This is a genomic window from Allobosea sp. (assembly GCF_017308075.1).
Lineage (GTDB): Bacteria > Pseudomonadota > Alphaproteobacteria > Rhizobiales > Beijerinckiaceae > Allobosea.
The window spans coordinates 25,134-47,226 of record NZ_JAFKFX010000036.1 but is presented as its reverse complement, the minus strand read 5'-3'; the positions used below and the strand labels follow the sequence as shown (position 1 = coordinate 47,226).

Genomic DNA, 22,093 nt, shown 5'->3' with positions numbered 1-22,093 from the left:
GATGGAACCCGTCTTCGCTCTGGCGTTCGGCGTCCTCGTCGCGGCGTCGACCTATCTGATCATGTCGCGCAATGTCCTGCGGATCGTGCTCGGGCTGCTGGTGCTCGGCAACGCGGCCAATCTTTCGATCTTCCTGGCGGGGCGGATGGGAACGCGAACGCCGCCGCTGGTTCCCGAAGGGGCCACGACGCTCGTCGGGGGCGCCAATCCCTTGCCCCAGGCGCTGATCCTGACCGCGATCGTGATCTCCTTCGCCCTGATCGCCTTCACCGTGATCCTGTTCGAGAGCGCGCATCGCCGCTTTGGCACCCTCGACACCGAGGCGCTGCGGGACGCGGAGCCGAAGCCTGGCCCCAAGCCGGCCCCGGCTGCCGCCGCCGCGCCGGTCGCCGGCGACGTTCCTGCCGCGGAGACGGTTCGATGAACGCCCATCTGCTTTTGTCGCTGCCGATCATCTGGCCGCTGCTGGGCGTCGCGCTCTGCTGCATGCTGTGGAGCAGGCCACGCGCCCAGAGGATCACGAGCCTCGTCGTCAGCGCCGGCCTCCTGCTTTCATCCCTCGCACTCCTCGCCGCGACCTGGGACGGCACCGTGCTCGCTACGCAGTTCGGCGGCTGGGCTGCGCCCTTCGGCATCAGCTTCGTCGGCGACATGCTCTCGGCGGCGATGGTGGTCATCACCGGGCTGATGGCGGTCGCCGTCGGAATCTACGGGCTCGCGGGCGATGCCGAAGCGCGCGAAGCGGCCTTCTACCATCCGCTCTATCAGGGCCTGCTGCTCGGCGTGACCGGCGCCTTCCTGACCGGCGACATCTTCAACCTCTATGTCTGGTTCGAGGTCATGCTGATCTCGTCCTTCGGCCTGCTGGCCCTCGGCGGCACCCGCGAGCAGCTCGACGCCGGCGTGAAATATGTGACGCTGAACCTCGTCGCGACGACGCTCTTCCTGATCTGCGTGGCCTTCCTCTACGGGCTGACCGGCAGCCTCAACATGGCCGATCTCGCGCGGATCCTGCCGACGATCGACAATCAGGGGCTGGTGACGACGATCGCCGTGCTCTTCCTGGTCGCCTTCGGCTCGAAGGCCGCGGTGTTCCCGCTCTTCTTCTGGCTGCCGGCCTCCTACCACACCGCCTCGGCACCGATCGTCGCCATCTTTGCCGCGCTGCTGACCAAGGTCGGGGTCTACGCGATCCTGCGCAGCTTCACCCTGATCTTCGATCTCTCGCTCGGCTTCACCGCACCGGTCATCGGCATCGTCGCGGCGCTGACCATGGTCACCGGCGTGCTCGGCGCCGCCGCGCATTTCGACGTCCGCAAGATCCTGTCGTTCCACATCATCAGCCAGATCGGCTACATGCTGCTCGGGATCGCCGTCGCGACACCGCTCGCGATCGGCGGGGCGATCCTCTATGTGATCCACCACATCATCGTGAAGGCGAACCTGTTCCTGCTGGCCGGCGTGATCAACAGGGCCGGCGGCTCGTTCGAGCTCAAGGAGGTCGGCGGCCTCTACAAGACGCTGCCCTGGCTCGGAGTGCTCTTTCTGGTGCCGGCACTGTCGCTTGCCGGCCTGCCGCCGCTCTCGGGCTTCTGGTCGAAATTCGTCGTCGTGAAGGCGAGCCTCGACGCCGGCCATGCCCTGCTCGCGGCAACCGCGCTCGCCGTCGGCGTGCTGACGCTCTACTCGATGCTGAAGATCTGGAACGAGGCGTTCTGGAAGGCGGCCCCCGCCGCCAGCACGGCCGCGACCGAGCGCTGGCTTGCCGACACCGGCACGCGGCGCGCCATGCTCACCCCGATCATCATCCTGGCGGCGATCACGATGACGATCGGCGTGGTGGCGGAGCCGTTCATCGCGTTCTCGTTGCGCGCCGGCGAGCAGCTGCTCGACAAGAGCGCCTATGTCGAGGCCGTGCTCGGCCCCGGCCCGCAGCGCAGCGCGGAGTGGCAGCCATGAAGCTTCTCGTGAACGCACCTCTCGCCTGGAGCCGGCTCGGCGGCCTGTTCCTCAAGGAGCTCGCCTTGTCGGTGAGAGAGGTGACGCTGACCGTGCTCGACCCGAAGCGCGCGAACCGCTCGGCCATCGTCGCCGTTCCGCTCGGCCTGAAGGGCGATGCCGGCATCACCCTGCTCGCCAACATGATCACGCTGACCCCGGGAACCACCAGCCTGCATGTCAGCCAGGATCGCTCGACCCTCTATGTCCACGTCATGAACGTCTCCGACGACAGCGTCCGCCAGATCAAGGACGGCTTCGAGCGGAGCGTGAAGGAGGTGCTGCCATGACTGCCGAAACCGTCCACCAGGCCTCCGTCGTCCTCGCGGCGGCGCTGGTGCTGGCCGCGCTGATCTGCGCCGGCATGCGCATCGTGCGCGGCCCGGGCGGGCCCGATCGTGTGGTGGCGCTCGACATGTTGAGCCTGCTCGGCGTCTCCGCCACAGGGATCGCCGTCGTGGCGGCCGGATCGACGGCGTTCATCGACATCGCGCTCGGCGTTGCGCTGGTCGGCTTCCTGACCACCGTCGCCTTTGCGAGCTTCATCGAGCGCGGCTCGATCAACGAGGAGGAGCGCTGACCATGCTCTGGCTGTCCTCGCTCTTCCTCGTCGCCGGCGCCGCGATCTGCCTGATCGCCGCGGCCGGCGTGCTGCGCCTGCCGGATTTCTTCATGCGTATGCATGCGGCGACCGAAGCCGGCGTTGCCGGCTGCGGTCTCGTCCTGATCGGCGTCGGCTTCGCCTACCCCTCGCCCGACGTCTGGGTAAAGGTCGCGATCGGGGTCGGCTTCCTGCTCGTGACGACGCCGATCGCCGGCCATCTGCTGGCGCGCGCCGGCTATGTCGCGGGGGTGCCGCTATGGAGCGGCACGAGCAGCGACGAGCTGGCGGGAACCCTGAAGCGCGGCTCCTTCGATGGTCCCTTCGCGCAGCGCATGCCGCGCCCGGCCGGTGCTGATGCCGCCTCGGTGCGTTTTCGCGTGGTCGTCGCGCTGTCCGCCGGTCCGGGCGGCGAGGCTGTCGCGGCCCAGGCGATCGCACTGGCGAAAGCGAGCGACGCGGAACTTCTGGCGCTCGCCATCATCGACGCCAAGCAGATCGCCAAGATCGGCCCGGTGCCCAATGGCGGCAACCATTATGCCGCGCGTATGCGCGCATCACGCCTCGAGGAGGCGAGGCGCCAGCTTGCGGCGAGCGTCGAGCGCTTCGAGGCGGCGGCCAGCCATGCCGGTCTCTCTTATGCATTGCAGCTCGAAGAAGGCGATCCAGCAGCGCTGCTCGGAGCGCATCTGCCGCAACGAGGGCTCCTGCTGATCGACGGCCAGGGCTGGTTCGATCACGGCACCGGCGACGGTGTCGGGGACCCGCTCGGCCATCTGGTCGCGCGGGGCGTCTTTCCGCTTGCGGCCGTCGCATCCTCGCCGGAGGCGATCGAACGGATCGTGTTCCTGCATGACGGCTCGCCGCATAGCGAGCGCAGGCTCACCTGGTTCCTGGCCAATGATCCGTGGCCGGAGGCGGAACTCGTCCTGCACTGCGAGGAGGGCGCCCATGAGGCGGAGATCGCGCGCGCATCGGCCTTGACCGCGCGACGCGGCCGGGGCTCGGTGCCGGCGGCCGACAAGACGCAGGAACTTCTGGCTGCGCATGTCATCGTGCACGGCAACCAGGGCCATCCGGGCTGGATCAATCAGGCACGGCGCGCCGGCGGCATCGCGCGCTCCGCGCCGATTGTCATCTTCGGCTGAGACGACCAGATTTCCACTCTCTGACAATGGTTCGGGAGCTGGCCCTGAGATTCTCCATCGCCGCGTTGCCGGTCGCGATCCGGCTGCCGCTCGCCGCCGCCGGCATGATCTTCTTTGCGGCCGTGGCCTCGACCCAGGTCGCGCTCTCGGTCATGGCGCGGCAAACCGCGCAGCAGACCGAACTGCTTGGGCAGATCTATCTCGACGGTCTGTCGGCCGTGCTGCTGCCACATGTCCGGGCGGGCGATTCGGAAGCCGCCCGCGCGGCGCTGCATAACGCGCTCTCGTTCCATGAGGGCATCGTCGAGCGTCAGGTCGCCTTCGTCGATGCCCGGTCGGCCATGGTCGTGGCCGCGCGCGGTGAGAAAGTCGCATCCCAGGCCATTCCGAGCGAGGTCGCAACCCGTGCCGCAGGCACGATCAGCGGGCGCGACGGAAGTGCCTGGTTCTGGCGGCCATTGCAGACGGGCAGCGAAGCCTATGGCACGGTGGTGGCGCGGCTCGACGTATCCGGTTTCCAGCGCGACCGGGAGCGATTGCGCTGGCTGCTGCTGGCGGCCGATCTCGCCTTTTCCGGTCTCTGCGCGGTAGCGGGCTTCTTCATGGTGCGCCGCATCCAGCAGCCGATTGCCCTGATCGCGCAACGACTATACGAGGCGGCTCTCGGGCTCCCGAAGCCGATCGAGGCCGCGGCCATGCCGGTCGACAAGCCCTCCAGGCTGATGTTCCACGCCTTCAACGCCATGGTCCATGCCAGTCGGGAGCGCGAGGATATGCTCGCGCATATGGCCGAGCAGCAGCGCAAGGCCGATCTCGGCCAGCTTGCCGCGGTGATCGCGCATGAGGTCCGCAATCCGCTCGGCGGCATGCGGACGGCGGTATCGACGCTGCGGCATTTCGGCGATCAGGCCTCGGTGCGCGAGGAGACCCTCGGCTTTCTGGCGCGCGGCGTCGATGCGCTCGGGCAGGTCGTTGACGCGACCCTGGCGAGCTATCGCCCGCAGGCCGACTGGCGCCAGCTCACGCGGCAGGATCTCGACGATCTGCGCCTGCTCGTGGAAGCCGACAGCCGAGCGCGGGGCGTCAGGCTGATGGTCGAGATCGACCTGCCGGAGAATGTGCCGGTGCCGGCCCTCGAGGTCCGACAGGTGCTGTTGAATCTTCTGCTGAACGCCATTCGTGCGACGCCGCGGGATGGACAAGTCGGGCTTTCGGCACGATTGGAGCAGGCCTCTCTGGTGCTCAAGGTCTCGGATACCGGCGAGGGCATGACGCGCTCCGTGATACGCGCCTACGAGGCCGGATTGGACGAGCCCGGGGGGCCCGGCCTTGGAATCGGCATCGTGATCCGGCTCGTCGAGCGCCTGAACGGCCGCATCGGCATCGAGGCATCGCCGCGCGCCGGGACGACCGTCACGCTGACCCTTCCGCTTCAACCCGAGGAGCAGAAGCCATGACGGAACGCCCCGTCATCCTCGTCGTCGAGGACGATCAGGTCCTGGGTGGCGCCATCGAGCAGCGCCTGAAGCTGGAAGGCTTCGAGCCGGTCTGGGCCCGGGACGTGCGCTCGGCGCTGGTGGCGATGCGGCGTCGCAGCCCGGCCTTCATACTCTGCGATATTCGCCTGCCGGACGGCTCCGGCGAGGACTGCTATCGGCAGGCCCAGAGCTTCCTCGGGACGACGCCGATCATGTTCGTCACCGCCTTCGGCGAGGTCGAACAGGCCGTCCGCCTCGTGAAGGCCGGAGCCGACGACTATCTGACGAAGCCCTACGATGTCGACGAGCTGGTCGTACGCATCCGGGACAGGCTGCGGGGGCGCGGCGCAGTGGCCGGGCCCGTCGAGGTCGAGCCGCCCTCGGACGCAATGGCCGTGCTCGCGCGGCAATTGCAGCGTGCCGCCGGATCGCGCCTTCCCGTGCTGATCGTCGGTGAGACCGGCGTCGGCAAGGAGGTCGCCGCCCGGCGCCTGCATGAGGAATCGCCCTGGTCCGAGGAGCCGTTCGTCGCCGTCAACTGCGGGGCAATCCCGAAGGAGCTGCTCGAAAGCCAGTTCTTCGGCCATCAGCGCGGCGCCTTCACCGGCGCGGCGCAGACCCATATCGGGCATTTCGAGGAGGCGCGTGGCGGCACGCTCTTCCTCGACGAGATCGGCGAGCTGGATGCCCGCCTGCAGACTGCACTGCTGCGCGTGCTCCAGGATGGGCGTTTCCGAGCGGTCGGGGCCGCACAGGACAGCGCGTTCCGGGGGCGCATCGTCGCAGCCACCAATGCCGATCTCGACGCGATGCGCCGCGACGGGCGTTTCCGTGACGATCTGTACTTTCGCCTCTCCGTCTTGAGTTTCGCCATCCCGCCGCTGCGCGAGCGGGTCGACGAGATCCTGCCGCTCGCCTTGCGCCTTCTGGAACAGGCCGGCGGAAGCACGCCGGGAGGGTTCACCGACGAGGCACGTCTGGCGATGCTGGGCCATGACTGGCCTGGCAATATCCGCGAGCTGCGCAATCGCATCGAGCGAGCCCGGCTGATGGCCGAGCAGGATCTGCTGGGGCCCGCCGATCTGTTTCCGGAAATGCGCCTGTCCGAGCTGCCGAGGCCCAACCTCACCCGCGCCCGGCTCGATGCCGACGCCGATCAGATCGCGAAGGCATTGGTGCAGACGAACGGCAATCTCGGCGAGGCCGCGAAGCTGCTCGGCATCTCCCGCACGACGCTGTGGAAGCGCCGCTCGGCGAGCTGAGCGGCGGATCGGAAGCCCCTGCGAAGCGTCGTTGAAGACGGCGCTCCTCCTCGAACAGCGCGCGAGATCCGCTGTTGCTCGAAAGTAACAGCCCAGCACCGTTCGCGATCAGGCATGGGCTGTTTCATCAAGCGGCCGCATTTCGCAAGCCAATGTCGGAACCGAACAAGCACTTCGCGGTCCTGCTTGCCGCTCTCGCCAGACGAGACGGCAAGGCTGCTTCGCCATGCGGATCTGATCTGCGCGAAGCTGACCTCGAAGCCAGTCGACAACACTATCGTCCAAGCCTCGGTATAGAATTGCCCTGTCCCTCGATCTTTGCCCGCAGTGCCGTCATCGGCCTTCTGATTGCGCTCGCCTCTTCCGCCCAAGCGACACCGTCCCTCCTCGTCGATGCCGACAGTCTCCAGGTCCTCCGGTCCGAGGAGGCCGGCCGCGCCTGGTATCCAGCCTCGACGACCAAGCTGATGACGGCCTTCGTCACATTCGAGCACTTGCGCGCGGGGCGCGTCGCGCTCGGCCAGGACGTGGTCTTTTCACACAAGGCCCTCGCCCGGGAATCCGTGCAGTCAGGCCTGGCGCCGGGCAGCACGATGTCGCTCGAGGACGCGCTCTACGCGATGCTGGCGGTGTCGGCCAACGAGGCTGCGGCTGCCATCGCCGAAACCATCGCGGGCAGCGAGGCCGAGTTCGTTACGATGATGAACGATGCCGCCCGGCGCCTGGGAATGACGGGCACGCGCTTCGTCAATCCGGACGGCCTCTTCGACCGCAGGCAGGTCACCACCGCCAGGGACCTGGCCCTGCTCGGGGTCGCCATCGATCGCAATTTCCCGGACTATCTGCGCTTCTTCGATCGTTCCGAAGTCAGCATCGACGGCCGCGTCCTGAAGTCGAGCGACGAGGTCCTTACCCGCTTTCCGGGCGCGATCGGGCTCAAGACCGGCTTCGTCTGCGCATCGGGGCGAAATCTCGTCTCGCTCGCCGTCCGCGGCGAAAAGCGTCTGGTCGCGGTCGTGCTCGGCGCGACGACCGAGAGGGAACGCAGCGAGCGTATCGCCCAGCTCCTGCAACACGGCTTCACGAAAACGGAGGGCGGCAGGCGGACCGCGCTGCGGGCGCTGCCGAACCAGACAGCCTCCAGGCCCGAAGATCTGCGCGCCAGGCTCTGCGGCCCGCAGGCCGCGGCCTATGAACGGCGGCAAAGAAAGCTCTATCCGATGGGACAGCGCGGACACGCCAGCCTCCTGGGCGCGCCGATCGCGCCCAGAACCTGGACGATCCGCACGCGGCGCTCAGCCTTGGCGACCTCTTCGCCCTCCCCTGCGCCGCGCCCCTCCGGCCTGGGCCAGCAATGAGAAGGCCGGGCCGCAGATGGCCGGCTTCGACGGCATTGCGAGCGTAAACCGGTTCGAGCCCAGCCGCCCACGAAGGCTTCGTCATCCAATCGACACATAATATAAGATAGCAATTTTTTTCTTTTCTTCAAATTTATGCCGCATTTTATTTACATCAACCCCGCATCATGCGTATTATTCTTCGATTCATCGCCGGTATAGCATCTTCTATATCAATTATAGCAGTCTCATGCTTTGCGTCGACCGGGCTTATAATCTGGCATTACTCTAGAGATTTACCCGGCTTCGAAAAACTGCAGGATTACGAGCCTCCGGTTACCTCGCGGGTTCACGCCGCCGACGGACGTCTCATCGGTGAGTTCGCCCGTGAATGGCGGCTCTATCTGCCGATCTCCGCTGTCCCCCGAAGCGTGATCGAGGCCTATATCTCGGCCGAGGACAAGAATTTCTACCGGCATTCCGGCATCGACTTCACCGGTCTCGCCCGGGCCGCGCTCTCGAATCTGCGCAATTTCGGCTCCGGGCGAAGGCCGCAGGGCGCCTCGACGATCACGCAGCAGGTCGCGAAGAACTTTCTCGTCGGAACGCAGGCCAGCCTGGAGCGCAAGATCCGCGAGGCGCTCGTCGCCCAGCGGATCGAAGGCGCCTACTCGAAGGAGAAGATCCTCGAGCTCTATCTGAACTCGATCTATCTCGGCGCGCCGACCCCGGGCCGCGGCAGCTATGGCATCGCGGCTGCGGCATTGAACTACTTCAACAAGTCCGTGCACGAGCTCGAGCTTCGCGAGGCCGCCTATCTCGCCGCCCTGCCGAAGGCGCCGACGGACCTGCACCCTTTCCGCAATCCCGAGCGCGCGATCGAGCGGCGCAACTACGTCATCGATCGGATGGTGGAGAACGGATACGTCCAGCATGCGGCTGGCGAGGAGGCCAAACGGCAGCCCCTGGGCGTCACCCCCTATACGGTTTCGCCGAACAACATCGCCGCCGGTTACTTCGTCGAGGAAATCCGGCGCGAGGTGCAGGATCGCTATGGCGAGAAGAAGCTCATCGAAGGCGGCCTGTCGATCCGGGCCACCGTCGACCCCGAGCTGCAGCTGATGGCGCGAAAGGCGCTGGTCGACGGGCTGGTGCGCTATGACGAGACGAAGGGCTGGCGTGGGCCGGTTCAGAAGCTCGATCTCGGCGATGGCGATTGGGGGCAGGCGTTGGGCGCGCTCAAGGTCCTGGGCGACGTGGCGCCCTGGCGGCTGGGTGTGGTGTTGAAGGTCGCCGGCGATGCGGCCCGCATCGGACTTCATCCCCTGCTCGACGCCGCCGGAAACCTGCGCGCCGAGCGCCGTATCGTCACCCTCGCAAGGGATGGGATCCGCTGGACCAGGCGCGCGCGCGTCTCGCAGCTCCTGTCGGTGGGTGATGTCGTCTATGTCGAGCCCGGTGCGAAAGATCCGGCCCGCGTCCGGCTACGGCAAATTCCGCAGATCAATGGTGCAATCGTGGCGATGGAGCCCTTCTCCGGCCGGGTTCTCGCAATGGTCGGCGGGTTCTCTCACGACCAGTCCGAGTTCAACCGGGCGACCCAGGCGCTTCGTCAGCCGGGATCGGTGTTCAAGCCCTTCGTCTACGCGGCAGCGCTCGACAATGGCTACACGCCCACGAGCCTGATCCCGGACGAGCCCGTCGCAATCGAACAGGGCGCTGGTCTCGGCACCTGGCGGCCGAGAAATGCCGGACGGGCCGGCGGCACCGGTCCGCAGACCCTGCGAAACGGAATCCAGCGTTCCAAGAATTTCATGACGGTGCGGCTCGCCAGGGATATCGGCATGCCGCTAGTCGGCGAATATGCCCGGCGCTTCGGCGTCTATGACGACATGCCTTTCGTGCTTTCGGGCGCCCTGGGCGCGGTCGAGACGACGGTGATGCGCATGACCGCCGCCTACGCCATGCTGGTGAACGGCGGCAAGCGTATTCGCCCGACACTGGTCGACCGGATCCAGGACAGGCACGGCAGGACGATTTTCCGGCATGATCGCCGGAGCTGCCCGGGCTGCGCGGCGACGCGCTGGGCAGGCCAGGCCGAGCCGAAGCTGACGGACCGCTCCGACCGGGTCATCGATCCCCTGACGGCCTATCAGATGGTCTCGATCCTCGAAGGCACGGTGCGGGCCGGTACGGCAAGGGTCGTGCAATCGGTCGGCAAGCCGCTGGGCGGCAAGACCGGCACGACGAACGGCGCCAAGGATCTCTGGTTCATCGGCTTCTCGCCGGACCTGGCCGTCGGGGTCTATATCGGCCATGACAACCCGACCCCGCTCGGCGCCTCCGCCTGGGGCAGCCGGTATGCCGCGCCGATCTTCCGCGATTTCATGAGCGCTGCCCTGCACGGCAAGCCCGGCGTCCCGTTCCGGGTCCCGACCGGGATCAAGTTGATCCGCGTCGATCCGGGCTCCGGCCTGCGCACCAGCGATGGCGGCATTCTCGAAGCCTTCAAGCCGGGCACAGCGCCTGCCGAAACCGCCCTTCCGCGCTTCTCGGACAGCCTGCCGGCCGGGCAGCAGGACCGCGCGGCGCTGACCTCCGGCTCCGGGGGGCTCTATTGAAGCCGCGGGCGGACCGGGGCAAGCCGCGCGCTGCTGCGGTTGCCGGCCTCAGGAATGCATGATCGCTCCCTTTGCGATCACGATGTTCGGTAGCTGGCGCTCGACGATGATCTGCGGCGGATGCGCCGCGTCGAAGGCGATCAGGTCGGCGCGTGCGCCAACCTCGACCCCGCCCTCTCCCAGCCCGGCGACCTGCGCCGGGATCGTCGTGACATGGTCGAGCAGCGCGGCGATGTCCTCGTCGCGCCGCAGCCCGAAGCGGTAGCTCGCGAGCATGGCCCGATCGACCATGCCGATGACGGAGGAGGGGTTCCAGCAGTCGCGGATATTGTCGGAGCCGAAGAAGACGTCGACGCCCAGTTCGCGCAGCTTCGGGATCGGCGGGCAGCGATCCCCACCCGGAACGCTGGACAGGATCGAGACCTTTGCCTCGCGCAGGCCCTTCGCGGTCGCGTCCAGCCGGGCGGGGTCGGCATCGGCGAGGGCAAAGGCGTGGCTGATCGTCGTGCGCCCCTCCAGGCCGGCGGCGCGCGTGCGGGCCACGATATCGTCGATCTCGGCAAGGCCGATCTCGCCACCATCGTGCATATGGATGTCGAGCCCGCGCCCATAGCGTTCCGCCAGGCCGAAGATGACGTCCAGCTGACCCTTCTGGTCGCCATCGATGCCGACGGGATCGAGCCCGCCGATGAAATCGGCGCCCATGCGCAGGGCTTCCTCCAGGTATCCGGCGGCGACCGGGCAGGTCACGACACCGCTCTGGGGAAAGGCGACGATCTGGATCTGAACCCGATCCGCCCAGCGCTCGCGCAGCTCAAGCACCTCCTTCAGCGTATCGAGCTTTGAGACCTCGTCGATGTCGACATGGGTCCGAAGGCTGGTCGTGCCGAGGCGCAGCGCGGTCTCGAGCAGCTTCTCGGCGCCACGCTCCACAAGCGAGGCCGGATTGGCGCGGCGATGCGCCTTCTCGTCTTCGATACGCGCTCGGATCGAAGGGGCGGAGCAATGCGGTCGCCAGGGCATGGCCAGCAGGGTCTTGTCGAGATGGACATGGCCGTCGGTCAGGCCCGGCAGCACCAACTGGCCACCGAGGTCCAACTCCCGGCCACGCCGCACGGGATCGCCGGCGGGACGCAGGGCAGCGATCCTGCCGCCGGAGATATCGATGGAAACCAGACGGCCGTCTGCAAGCCGGGCTCGATTGAGGGTCAGGTCGGAGGTCGCGCTCATCAATATCTCGCATTGAAGCTGCGGAAGCCCGTTTCGGGCGCGGGCATCGGCCAGTCCCGATAGAAGGCCTGCAGATAAGGGTGCAGAGCAGTCGCCAGAGCGCGGCGAGCCTGTTCCGCTTCGGTCGGCGGGCGCTGCAGCGCGGTCTCGAGTTCGGCGAGCACCGCCTCCTTGTCGATCGCGGCGAGCTTGCCGTCGCGCAGCACCGCCCTTCCATCGATCAGGACATCGCGGATCATGCCGCATTTGGCTCTCTGGACCAGAGCCGAGACGATGTCGGTATCGCCATCGAGATAGGGTCGCGACAGCAAGGCGCCATCGACGATGACGATGTCAGCGGCCCGGCCGACTTCCAGCCGGCCGATCAACGCGCCGAACCCGGTGGTCGCGGCGCCGTTCTCGGTCGCCATCCGGAAGATCTGGCGCTCCGACAGCGGCTCGAAATCATGGCCCGGCGAACGCTGGAGATTCCAGGCGACGCGCATCTCCTGCACCATGTCGCGGTCATCGTTGATGCCGGCCTGGTCGATGCCCAGCGCCACCGTGATGCCGGCCTGCTGGAACTCCTTCACCGGCGCGACACCGCTGCGCAGGCGCAGGCCCGAGCTGGCATTATGGCAGACGCAGGTTCCGGTGCTCGCCAGCAGATCGATATCGGCTTCGGTGCACCAGATGCCGTGGCCGATCGTCATCTTCGGGCCGAGCAGGCCGAGATCGGACAGGTGCCGGACCGCGCTGCCGCCGGTGTCCATCGCCGCGAAATGCCGCTGATAGGGTGTCTCCAGCAGATGCATGCGCAGGCCGACATCATAGTGCTCCGCCAGCTTGCGCTGGGCGACGAGGCTTTCGAGCGTGCACCATTGCAGGTTCGCCGGCGCGAGCTGCACGCAACTCAGCCCGTCCTCGGCCATGCCGAAGCGGTCATGCAGGGCCTCGAAATGCGCCGCGAGCTCCCCGACCGCGCTTGGCGTCGTGGAGATCATGCCCTCGAGAGGTGCGCGAAGCTCGGGAGGCAACGACCCGAGAAAGGCCTCCTGCGCGCCGTAGACGAACCTGTTCCGGTCGCGCCACATGAAGGAGTAGGAGGCGCGCATGCCGATGTCGCGATAGGCGCGCATGATGGCGTCGGGCGCAGCAAGCCAGCCCTCGCGCGGCCCCGTCGGCCCGCCATGGATGTGCTGGACGGCGGTGACGCCGGACTCGACCATCTCGATGGCCGAGTAGAGCGTATCGAGATACGGGTCGACCGTTCGCCAGCCGATGAAGCGCGGCAGCCAGAGCTCGAGCGGCAGGAAGGGCGTGCCATGCTGGAGCGGGGTGAGCCCGGTATGGTGGTGGGCGTTCACCAGCCCCGGCATCACGATGTCGCCGGCCGATCCGAAGACCTGCGCCGCGGGATGGGCGGTCGACAGCTGCTCGAAGGAGCCGAACCCGGCAATGTGGCCGCCTGTGACCAGCAGCGCGCCGCCCGCATGCAGTTCCGCCCGGTCGTCGCCGTCGATACCGCACAGGATATGCCGCCCGCGCACGATCACCGGGCCGGCGTGGTCCGCCCGTTCCTGCGACGACATGCCCGTCATTCCCTACGAAAGGCCCGGCAATCGGCGGTTCGCCATCCGACCTGCACCAAAGCGTCGCGGGCGAGGCTGACCGGCACCTTCATCGGGTCGCCCTTCGCGATCAGCTCCTGGCCGCCGAGGCTGAAGACGACGCGCGTGGCTTCGCCGAGATAGACCAGCCGTTCGACCTTGAGCGTGAAGGCATTGTCTGCCGCCTCGGGAGCCAGGCTGATCCGCTCCGGACGCAGGCAGAGCACCGCGCGATCGCCGACCGCGAGCGGATCGATCGCGGTCGCCGTCACGAGGACGTCCGGGGCCAGGCGAACCGTGACGATGCGCTGCGCGCTCCCGACGATTTCCCCTTCCAGCGTGTTGTTCTCGCCGATGAAGCCGGCGACGAAGGCGTTTGCGGAGCTTTCGTAGAGCTCTTCGGGGGGCGCGAGCTGCTGGATCCGGCCCTGGTCGAAAACGGCGATCCGGTCGGACATGGTCAGGGCCTCTTCCTGATCATGCGTGACATAGACCATGGTGACGCCGAGGCGCTCGTGGATCTGCTTGAGCTCGCGACGACCAGGCCTCCGGAGATGACGAGGTCTGCGATCTCTACGGTCATTGCTCTGCTCCTGCCGGACGCCGCATCCGCTCCGAGCGGGCCCGGAGCCATTCCATCACCAGCATCAGGACGACCGAGACCAGCAGCAGCACGACGGCCGCAGCGGTGATCGTGGGGGAGATGTTCTCGCTGACGCCGCTGAAGATCTGCCGCGGCAGCGTGCGCTGTTGCGGGCTGGTGATGAACAGGGCGATGACGAGCTCGTCGAACGATGTGACGAAGGCGAAGACGCTGCCCGAGGCCACGCCGGGCGCGATGATCGGCAAGGTCACCGTCCGGAACGTGCGCAGAGGCGAGGCCCCCAGGCTCGCGGCGGCCCGCGGCAGATTGGGGTCGAAGCTCTGCAGCGTCGCCGAGACGGTGATCACCACGAAGGGCAGCGCCAGCGCGACATGGGCCAGGATCAGGCCGATATAGGTGCCGACGAGGTTGACCGCCGCGAAGAAATAGAAGGCCGAGACCGCAATGATGACGACCGGCACGGCGATCGGCGTGACCAGCAGCGCCATGACGAGGGGCTTGAGCCGGAACCGCGCGCCATGAAGCCCGAGCGCTGCCATCGTGCCGAGCAAGGTCGCGACGATCGTCGTCACGATACCGACGAACAGGCTGTTGAGCAGCGCACCGGTCCAGAGCGGGCTGGTGAAGAACTCGCGGTACCATTGCAGGGACCAGCCCGGGAGCGGAAAGACCAGGAGCTGGCCCGCCGTGAAGGACAGCGGGAACACGACGAAGATCGGCGCGACCAGGAAGACCAGGACCGCGACGGCGAAGGCGCGAATCCCGCCGAGAGCCAGCCGCTCGATGAAGGGGGTGGAAGAACCGGATCTCATCTCAGCGCACCCGCAGACGGTTGAAGCCGACGAGCTTGCCCAGGGCCAGGTAGATCGCTGCGACCACGATCAGCAGGAAGGCGCCGAGCGCCGAGGCGAGGCCCCAGTTCACCGCCGAATTGGTGAAGTAGGCGATGAAATAGCCGATCATCTGGTCGCCCGGGCCGCCGACGAGCGCCGGCGTGACGTAGAAGCCGACGGACAGGACGAAGACCAGCGTCCCGCCGGCCGCCACGCCGGGCAGCGTCAAGGGCAGGTAGACCGTCCGGAAGACGCGCAGCGGCGAGGCGCCGAGCGAGGCGGCCGCGCGCAGATGGTTGCCGGAGATCCCCTTCATCACGCTGTAGATCGGCAGGATCGCATAGGGGAGCAGGACGTGGACCATGGCGATGATCACGCCCGCCCGGTTGAACACCAGCGGCAAAGGCGAGCTGATGATGCCGAGCGCCATCAGCGTCTTGTTCACCAGCCCCTCGTTCTGGAGGAGGATGACCCAGGCGGTGCTGCGCACCAGCAGCGAGGTCCAGAACGGCACCAGGACGAGCATCAGCATCCAGCTGGCGGCCCGCTTTCCGGCCCTCGCCATCACCGCCGCGACCGGAAAGCCGATGAGCAGGCACAGGGCGGTGACGGTCAGGCTGACCGACAAGGTCCGGCCGTAGAGGTCGATGAAGATGCGCTGGTCCGGGGCGACGCGCTGCAGCTCGCCCTCGGGTGATTTTCGCAGGTCGAGCGCCGTGAGGAGATAGAAGTCGGTCAGGCGCCCGGATTGCTGATGCAGCACGCCCCAGAGGGCCGGGTCGCCCCATTGCTTGTCGATCGCGATCAGCGCTTCCTTCGCGGACGCTCCTTCCGCGATCGGCAGACGCCGGGCCGTCTTGGTGAGAAGGCCGCGCGCACCGGGCAGGGCATAGTTGAGCCGCCGCCCGATCAGTCCGAGCGAAGGTTGGCCGCGGAGCGCGCCGAGATCCGCGGCGATGGCGGCGAAGGCCGCCTCGTCGGGCTCGCCTTTCCCCGACCAACCCTGCATGACCTGCGCCGTACGCGGCAAATGGGTCTGGATCTCGGGATTGTCGACGCTCCTGAACATGAAGAGCGCGAGGGGCAGCACGAAGAACAGCGCGGTGAACATCACGCTCGGAGCGAGCAGCGCCAGCATCTTGAGCCGATGCTTTCGCTCCGACGCGCTCACCTGGGCCGCGAGGCGCGCGGGGCGGGCAGCGTGGCGCGTTCGGCTTCGGTCAGGAAGGCGTAGGCGGATTCGGCATCGTCAATGGCAGCTATGCCTCGATCGTCGCCTGGCTCGCGCCCTATTATCAGCGGATGGGCTGGAGCAGCACCGACAGCGGCAGCCTTCTCGCTGCGCTGGCGACCAGCCAGGCGATCGCCGCGCTCGCGATCCCCGTCCTGGCCTCCAGCAGATTGGATCGGCGCCCCTCGATCGGCCTGTCGCTCGGACTGCAGCTGCTGGGTTTCTGCGGGCTCGCATTCCGCCCCGAGCTCAACCCGGCCTTCTGGGCGATCGTGCTCGGCATCGGCATGGGCGGCGCGTTCTCGCTGTTCATGGTCGTGGCGCTGGACCATCTGGAGAACCCGGTCGACGCAGGCGCCCTTTCGGCCTTCATGCAGGGCGGTGGTTTCCTGATCGCCGGCAGCTTTCCGTGGATCATCGCCGTCCTGGGCGAACGAGCCGGCGGTCTCTCGTTCGGCTGGCTCGTTCACGCCGGGGCCATCGGCCTGGTCGCCATCCTCGCCTGCCGCTTCAGGCCGGCGGGCTATGCGCGTGCGCTGCGGCGGTCACCATAGCCGATCGCGATCCGGGCCTGCGGCGCCATTGCCGATGGCCATCCGATCATTGCGGGGAGCGGCTGGGTTTCATGGTCCGCGCCCTCGCGAAGAGCCGGGCCGAAAGCCAGGGCGGCTCAAAACATCCGCGCGTCCCGGCTCGGCGCCAGCCTCACCTTGAACGGGGTCGACGTGAAACGGCGTCGACCACCGCCCGGCTCACATCATGGTGACCAGCTTGATGAAGGCCGGGGTCATGATCACGATGAACAGCACCGGCAAGAAGAACAGGATCATCGGCACGGTCAGCTTCGGCGGCAGCGCCGCAGCCTTCTTCTCGGCCTCGTTCATGCGCTGGTCGCGGCCCTCCTGGGCCAGCGTCCGCAGGGCCGTACCGAGCGGCGTGCCGTAGCGCTCGGCCTGGATCAGGGCCGTGCAGACCGATTTCACCGTTTCGAGCCCGGTGCGCGCCGCCAGATTCTCATAGGCCTGGCGACGTTCGGCGAGATAGGAGAGCTCCGCCGTGCACAGCGCGAACTCCTCGGCCAGCGGCACCGACTGGCCTCCGATCTCGGTCGAGACCTTGCGAAAGGCGAGCTCGATCGACATGCCGGATTCGACGCAGATCAGCAGCAGGTCGAGCGCGTCCGGAAAGGCCCGCCGCATCGAGAACTGACGCTTGCTGGTCGCATTGGAGAGATAGATCTCCGGGGCCTTGATGCCGAGATAGGCCGCACCGATCGCAACCGCGATCCGGTTGACCTGCGACAGCCCGAAATCATTGACGAAGGAGATATAGAAGAGTGCGAACAGGAAGAGCCCTACCGGCGTGACCGCCCGGAAGAACAGGAAGCCGATCTCCGCCTGCTGGCCGCGAAAGCCGGCCATGGCGAGCTGCCTCTTGGCATGCTCCGTGCCGAGCCAATCGCCGAGCTTGAACTGCTCCACCGTGCGGCGCATGAACTCCTTCGGCTCCTGCCGCAGCGAGACCTTGTCGCCTTGGCGCGCCAGTCGATCGCGTTCGCGGGCCCGGATCTTGTCACGCTCGGTCGCGACACTCTTCATCCGCTTGCCCAGAGCATTGCCCTCGACCAGGGGGGTGCCGACCATGACGACCGTCGCGGCCACGGCGAGCCCGCCCAGCAGGGCCAGCATGAAGTTGAGGTCGGTGACCTTTTCGATGAGGAGCGCAAGCATGTTCTGTCGCCTCAGATGTCGAAATTGATCATTTTCTTCATCACCAGGATCCCGATCGTCATCCAGACCGCCGCACCGAGCAGCGCAACCTGGCCGGTCGAGGTCAGCCAGAGCTGCTCGATGTAACGGGGGCTCGTCACATAGACGAGCAGCGCGACGACGACCGGCAGGCTGCCGATGATCGCCGCCGAAGCCTTGGCCTCCATCGAGACCGCCGCGATCTTGTCGCGCATCTTGCGGCGCTCGCGAATGACGCGGGAGAGATTGGCCAGGGTCTCGGCAAGGTTGCCACCGGTCTTCTGCTGGATCGCCAGCACGATGCCGAAGAAATTGGCCTCGGGGCAGGGCATGCGCTCGAACAGCTTGGCGGCGGCATCGCTCAGGGCGAGGCCCAGCGCCTGCGCCTCGACGATCAGGCGAAACTCGGTCTTGACCGGCTCCTGCGCTTCATTGGCGATGATGCGCAGGCAGTCGTTCAGAGGCAGGCCCGATTTGATGCCGCGCACGATGACGTCGATCGCATTGGGAAACTCGTTCGAGAAGCGTTTCAGGCGCTTCTTGCGACGCTGGCTCAGGAAGAAGGAAGGCACGCCGAAAAGGCCGACGAACAGGCCGACGACACCGAGCACCCCCTTGCCGGACGCGACCAGCGCGAGCAGGCCGCAGACAAGGCCCGTCACGGCGGCGAAGATGAAGTATTGCCGGCGCGACCAGCTCAGCCCTGCCTGCTGAATTCTGACTTCGAGCGTCGCCTTGTTGCGGGCTTTCTCGCGGTTTTCGATATCCTTCAGGCTCTGCGCCACCTGGCCGCGTTTGGCGCGATTCTGCGCTTCGCGCTCTGCTGCGCTGCGCGTGATCACCGGAGTCGCAAACTCCTTGAGCCGCCGCTCGACCCGGGCCTGGCCGCTGAGCGAGGGGTAGAACAACGCATAGGCAACGCCGCCCGCCGAGATGGCGGCGAGGATGACGGCAGCGATCAGCCCAAGATCCATGGCGTTGCCCCGCTCCCCCGGTTACGCCATGCCGGCGTCGTTCTGGCCCTCGAGTTCATCGAGGGCCGCGGCCAGGCGTTGCTCCTCGCCGAAATAGCGTGCCCTCTCCCAGAAGCGCGGCCGGCCGATCCCGGTCGAGCGGTGGCGGCCGATCAGCTTGCCGTTCGGGTCCTCGCCCAGCACGTCGAAGACCATGAGGTCCTGGGTGATGATGACGTCGCCCTCCATGCCCATCACCTCGGTGATATGGGTGATCCGGCGTGAACCGTCGCGCATGCGCTGCGCCTGGATGATCACGTCGATCGAGGAGCAGATCATCTCGCGCAGGGTCTTCGAGGGCAGGCTGAAGCCGCCCATGGTGATCATCGATTCGATACGGCTCAGGCATTCGCGCGGCGTGTTGGCGTGCAGCGTGCCCATCGAGCCGTCATGACCAGTGTTCATCGCCTGCAACAGGTCGAAGGCCTCGGGCCCGCGCACCTCGCCGACGATGATGCGCTCGGGCCGCATGCGCAGGCAGTTCTTGACGAGATCGCGCATGGTGACCGCACCGGTGCCCTCGAGATTGGGCGGGCGGGTCTCGAGACGCACGACATGCGGCTGCTGGAGCTGGAGCTCGGCCGCGTCCTCGCAGGTGATCACGCGCTCGTCATGTTCGATATAGTTGGTCAGGCAGTTCAGCAGCGTCGTCTTGCCCGAGCCGGTGCCGCCCGAGATCACCAGATTGCAACGGACCCTGCCGATGATCTTGAGAATCTCGGCGCCGGGCGGCGCGATCGCGCCGAAGCGGACCAGCTGGTCCAGGGTCAGCTTGTCCTTCTTGAACTTGCGGATGGTCAGCGCCGGCCCGTCAATGGCGAGCGGCGGCGCGATGACATTGACGCGCGAGCCATCGGCGAGACGGGCATCGCAGATCGGCGAGCTCTCGTCGACGCGCCGGCCGACCTGGCTGACGATGCGCTGGCAGATGTTCATCAACTGCGCATTGTCGCGAAAGCGGATATTGGTGAGCTGGATCTTGCCTTCGGTCTCGATGAAGGTCCGGCTCGCGCCATTGACCATGATGTCGGCGATGTCGTCGCGTGCCAGCAGCGGCTCCAGCGGCCCATAGCCGAGGACGTCGTTGCAGATGTCGTCGAGCAACTCCTCCTGCTCGGCGATCGAAAGCACGACGTTCTTCAGCGAGATGATCTCGTTGATGATGTCGCGGATTTCCTCGCGCGCCGATTCGCCGTCGAGCTTGGCAAGCTGGGAGAGATCGATCGCCTCGATGAGAGCACCGAAGATCATGCTCTTCATCTGGTAGTATTCGTCGGACTTGACCGACTCGACCGGGGCCGGCGGCGGCGGCCGGCGGGCCTCGACCGTCCCAGGCCGAGCCTCGGCCATCCGGACAGCCGTCGCGGTGGGAGCCGCCTTGGCCGAGGTAACCGGCTGGATCGCGGTTCTCTTGCCGAACATCTCAGGCCTTCCGGCGCATCAGCTTGGCAACCAGCGGCTCGAGCAGGCTGCGCTTGCTGCGTTTGGCCTCGCCGCGCCCGGTCAGCGCCATCGCGATCTGGATGAAGGCCTCGGCGGCCTTGCCGCCGGACTGGACCTCCGCGACCATCTGGCCGTTATTGGCGGCGGTGCCGAAGAGCTGCGCGTCGAAGGGAATCGCGCTCAGCACCTCGACGCCGAGCGCCTTGGCGAATTCGGCGGCATCGATCTCCGGCCGCTTGGCGATACCGACCTGGTTGAGGATCAGCCGCGGCACGGAATCGTTCGGCCGTGCGGCGCGCAGCAGATCCATCATGTTCTTGGCGTTGCGCAGCGAAGCCAGCTCCGGAGCCGCGACGATCACGACCTCATCGGCCCCGATCAGGGTGCGTTTTGCCCAACCCGTCCAGAGATGCGGCACGTCGAGCACGATGCAGGGAACGCTGGCGCGCAGCAGGTCGAGCAACAGGTCGAGCGCATCCTCGCCGAGATCGACGGTACGATCGAGCACGGCGGGCGCGGCGAGCAGAGCGAGATTCTCGCTGCAGCGCGAGAGCAACCGGTCGAGCATGTTCGCGTCGAGGCGCTCGGGCGCGAAGACCGCCTCGGCAACCCCCTGCGGCGGATCCTGATTGAAATCGAGCCCGGCCGTACCGAAGGCGATGTCGAGGTCGGCGATCACGGTCGAGGCGCTGAGATTGCGGCCGATCGCCCAGGCGAGGTTATGCGCCACGGTCGACGAGCCGACGCCGCCCTTGGCCCCGACCACGGCGATGGTGCGCCCGAGCGTCTGGGCGCCGGGCGTGGCGTAGAGCTCGGACAAGGTCCGCAGCACGTCGAGCACGCCGAGCGGGGCGATCAGATAGTCGCTGACGCCACGGCGGATCAGGTCGCGATAGAGCTGGACATCGTTGACATGGCCGATGACGACGACCTTGGTGCCCGGATCGCAGCTTTCGGCAAGCGCATCGAGGCTGGCGATCAGCCGCCCCGGCTCGGTGACCGTCTCCAGGACGATGACGTTCGGCGTAGGCGCGGCGCGGAACGCTTCCACGGCCGCAGCCGGCCCGCCCATCTGAATGCGGGTCTGCGCCTTGTCCATACGCCGGTCGGCCGTCACCGCCTGCATCGCGGCAGCGACTTCCTGCGTCTCGCAGAAGGCCTGCAAGGTGATGCGCGGCAGCGGTGCGATGATCTCCTCGCCGGGCATTTCCGTCTCATGAAGCGGTCCAGCTGCCATCACTTGCCTCCGACGGCTGTGCTGATCGCAGTCTGCTCCTGGCGATAAAGGGTCGAGGGATCCTTGCCTTCGCGCAGCTTCTTGATCGCTTCCATGCGCTTCTGGGTGTCGAGCCGACCTTCGCCGCGGGCGCGGACGAGGTCGAGCGGGTCGGCGACCTGCGCGGCGAGATTGGCCTGCGTCGAGCAGCCGAAATTCCACAGCGGCTCGTTCGAGGCGTCGGTCTTGTAGCTCGAGACGCCGGCATCCTCCGGCCATTGCCCACAGGCATGCGGCAGCCCGGCCTGCAGCGAGGCATAGGTCAGGCGGATCGGCGAGGCGAGGCCGGGATCGACAACCGGATAAGTCCTGACCTGGAGCGCCCCCTGGGACACGCCAGCCTGCGCCAGCGAGCGGCGAATGCCGTCGAGCGTGTCACGCGCGGCGAGCTCGCGCCCGGAGCCGGTCGGCACTTCGGCGACTAGGCCGCCGCGGCCACTGCGACGATAGTCCTGGCCGAAGCGGGTAACATCATCGGCCTGACGCGGATCGAGCCCGCCGCCGGCGCGGCCGACGAAGACATCGAGCGAGCGCGGAGCGTCGCGCAGCACGATCGGATGGCGCTCGCGCGTATCGAAAGGAGCGCCGCCCGCCGTCAGGTCGCCCTTGGCGCAGGCCCCGAGGGCGAGCACGGTCGCGAGCACGGAAAGCAGACCTGCCGGGCTGCGGCGGCACATCCTG

The 22,093-nt window shown here is 67.2% G+C and carries 20 protein-coding genes; 10 read left to right on the top strand and 10 right to left on the bottom strand.

What is annotated here, in order from left to right:
- The first annotated feature begins 1 nt into the window (after nucleotide 1).
- From J0J10_RS18315 to J0J10_RS18275, 9 genes are all read left to right on the top strand, one after another.
- Complete coding sequence (locus tag J0J10_RS18315; RefSeq protein ID WP_291648030.1) at nucleotides 2-424, top strand: NADH-quinone oxidoreductase subunit K; 423 nt, start codon at nucleotides 2-4, stop codon at nucleotides 422-424.
- On the top strand, nucleotides 421-1,959 hold the full coding sequence (locus tag J0J10_RS18310) for a Na+/H+ antiporter subunit D (RefSeq protein WP_291648028.1): 1,539 nt from the start codon (nucleotides 421-423) through the stop codon (nucleotides 1,957-1,959). The genes J0J10_RS18315 and J0J10_RS18310 overlap by 4 nt, the downstream gene beginning before the upstream one ends.
- Nucleotides 1,956-2,288 carry a Na+/H+ antiporter subunit E gene (locus tag J0J10_RS18305; RefSeq protein WP_291648026.1) on the top strand — a complete coding sequence of 111 codons (333 nt, stop codon included), beginning with the start codon at nucleotides 1,956-1,958 and terminating at the stop codon, nucleotides 2,286-2,288. Before J0J10_RS18310 ends, J0J10_RS18305 begins: the two co-directional genes overlap by 4 nt.
- Nucleotides 2,285-2,578, top strand: coding sequence for an MrpF/PhaF family protein (locus tag J0J10_RS18300; protein WP_291648024.1), 294 nt, complete (start codon nucleotides 2,285-2,287; stop codon nucleotides 2,576-2,578). The genes J0J10_RS18305 and J0J10_RS18300 overlap by 4 nt, the downstream gene beginning before the upstream one ends.
- Before the next feature lie 2 nt (nucleotides 2,579-2,580).
- Nucleotides 2,581-3,747: a monovalent cation/H(+) antiporter subunit G gene (gene mnhG, locus J0J10_RS18295; protein ID WP_291648022.1), complete on the top strand. Its 1,167-nt coding sequence runs from the start codon at nucleotides 2,581-2,583 to the stop codon at nucleotides 3,745-3,747.
- Between the two features lie 65 nt (nucleotides 3,748-3,812).
- Nucleotides 3,813-5,204, top strand: coding sequence for a sensor histidine kinase (locus tag J0J10_RS18290; protein ID WP_291648020.1), 1,392 nt, complete (start codon nucleotides 3,813-3,815; stop codon nucleotides 5,202-5,204).
- Nucleotides 5,201-6,487, top strand: coding sequence for a sigma-54-dependent transcriptional regulator (locus J0J10_RS18285; RefSeq protein WP_291648018.1), 1,287 nt, complete (start codon nucleotides 5,201-5,203; stop codon nucleotides 6,485-6,487). The genes J0J10_RS18290 and J0J10_RS18285 overlap by 4 nt, the downstream gene beginning before the upstream one ends.
- 74 nt (nucleotides 6,488-6,561) lie before the next feature.
- Nucleotides 6,562-7,845 (top strand): D-alanyl-D-alanine carboxypeptidase family protein, encoded by a 1,284-nt coding sequence (locus J0J10_RS18280; protein WP_291648017.1) that lies wholly within the window; start codon nucleotides 6,562-6,564, stop codon nucleotides 7,843-7,845.
- A 167-nt stretch (nucleotides 7,846-8,012) separates the two neighbouring features.
- Nucleotides 8,013-10,445 (top strand): penicillin-binding protein 1A, encoded by a 2,433-nt coding sequence (locus J0J10_RS18275; protein WP_291648015.1) that lies wholly within the window; start codon nucleotides 8,013-8,015, stop codon nucleotides 10,443-10,445.
- Between the two features lie 48 nt (nucleotides 10,446-10,493).
- Here the strand turns inward: J0J10_RS18275 and J0J10_RS18270 are convergent, their stop codons facing one another.
- The 5 genes from J0J10_RS18270 to J0J10_RS18250 form a co-directional block, all read right to left on the bottom strand.
- A complete protein-coding gene (locus J0J10_RS18270; protein ID WP_291648013.1) occupies nucleotides 10,494-11,675 on the bottom strand; it encodes an amidohydrolase in 1,182 nt (393 codons plus the stop codon).
- Nucleotides 11,675-13,246, bottom strand: coding sequence for an amidohydrolase family protein (locus J0J10_RS18265; protein ID WP_291648011.1), 1,572 nt, complete (start codon nucleotides 13,244-13,246; stop codon nucleotides 11,675-11,677). The genes J0J10_RS18270 and J0J10_RS18265 overlap by 1 nt, the downstream gene beginning before the upstream one ends.
- Before the next feature lie 5 nt (nucleotides 13,247-13,251).
- On the bottom strand, nucleotides 13,252-13,761 hold the full coding sequence (locus J0J10_RS18260; protein WP_291648009.1) for a TOBE domain-containing protein: 510 nt from the start codon (nucleotides 13,759-13,761) through the stop codon (nucleotides 13,252-13,254).
- 82 nt (nucleotides 13,762-13,843) lie between these two features.
- A complete protein-coding gene (locus J0J10_RS18255; protein WP_291648007.1) occupies nucleotides 13,844-14,680 on the bottom strand; it encodes an ABC transporter permease in 837 nt (278 codons plus the stop codon).
- A 1-nt stretch (nucleotide 14,681) separates the two neighbouring features.
- Nucleotides 14,682-15,839, bottom strand: coding sequence for an ABC transporter permease (locus tag J0J10_RS18250; protein ID WP_291648005.1), 1,158 nt, complete (start codon nucleotides 15,837-15,839; stop codon nucleotides 14,682-14,684).
- Between the two features lie 164 nt (nucleotides 15,840-16,003).
- On the opposite strand from J0J10_RS18250, the gene J0J10_RS18245 reads away from it, so the two are divergent.
- Complete coding sequence (locus tag J0J10_RS18245) at nucleotides 16,004-16,486, top strand: MFS transporter (protein ID WP_366825753.1); 483 nt, start codon at nucleotides 16,004-16,006, stop codon at nucleotides 16,484-16,486.
- Nucleotides 16,487-16,684: 198 nt separating this feature from the next.
- Here J0J10_RS18245 and J0J10_RS18240 read toward each other — a convergent pair whose 3' ends face one another.
- Genes J0J10_RS18240 through J0J10_RS18220 form a run of 5 tightly spaced genes read right to left on the bottom strand, consistent with a single transcriptional unit; the run spans nucleotide 16,685 to nucleotide 22,089 of the window.
- Nucleotides 16,685-17,662, bottom strand: a complete 978-nt coding sequence (locus J0J10_RS18240) for a type II secretion system F family protein (RefSeq protein ID WP_291648003.1) — start codon at nucleotides 17,660-17,662, stop codon at nucleotides 16,685-16,687.
- 11 nt (nucleotides 17,663-17,673) lie between these two features.
- Nucleotides 17,674-18,654, bottom strand: coding sequence for a type II secretion system F family protein (locus tag J0J10_RS18235; protein ID WP_291637580.1), 981 nt, complete (start codon nucleotides 18,652-18,654; stop codon nucleotides 17,674-17,676).
- Between the two features lie 21 nt (nucleotides 18,655-18,675).
- Nucleotides 18,676-20,115 (bottom strand): CpaF family protein, encoded by a 1,440-nt coding sequence (locus J0J10_RS18230; protein ID WP_291648002.1) that lies wholly within the window; start codon nucleotides 20,113-20,115, stop codon nucleotides 18,676-18,678.
- A gap of 1 nt (nucleotide 20,116) precedes the next feature.
- On the bottom strand, nucleotides 20,117-21,373 hold the full coding sequence (locus J0J10_RS18225; RefSeq protein ID WP_291648000.1) for an AAA family ATPase: 1,257 nt from the start codon (nucleotides 21,371-21,373) through the stop codon (nucleotides 20,117-20,119).
- Nucleotides 21,373-22,089 (bottom strand): CpaD family pilus assembly protein, encoded by a 717-nt coding sequence (locus tag J0J10_RS18220; RefSeq protein WP_291647999.1) that lies wholly within the window; start codon nucleotides 22,087-22,089, stop codon nucleotides 21,373-21,375. The genes J0J10_RS18225 and J0J10_RS18220 overlap by 1 nt, the downstream gene beginning before the upstream one ends.
- Nucleotides 22,090-22,093: the final 4 nt, after the last annotated feature.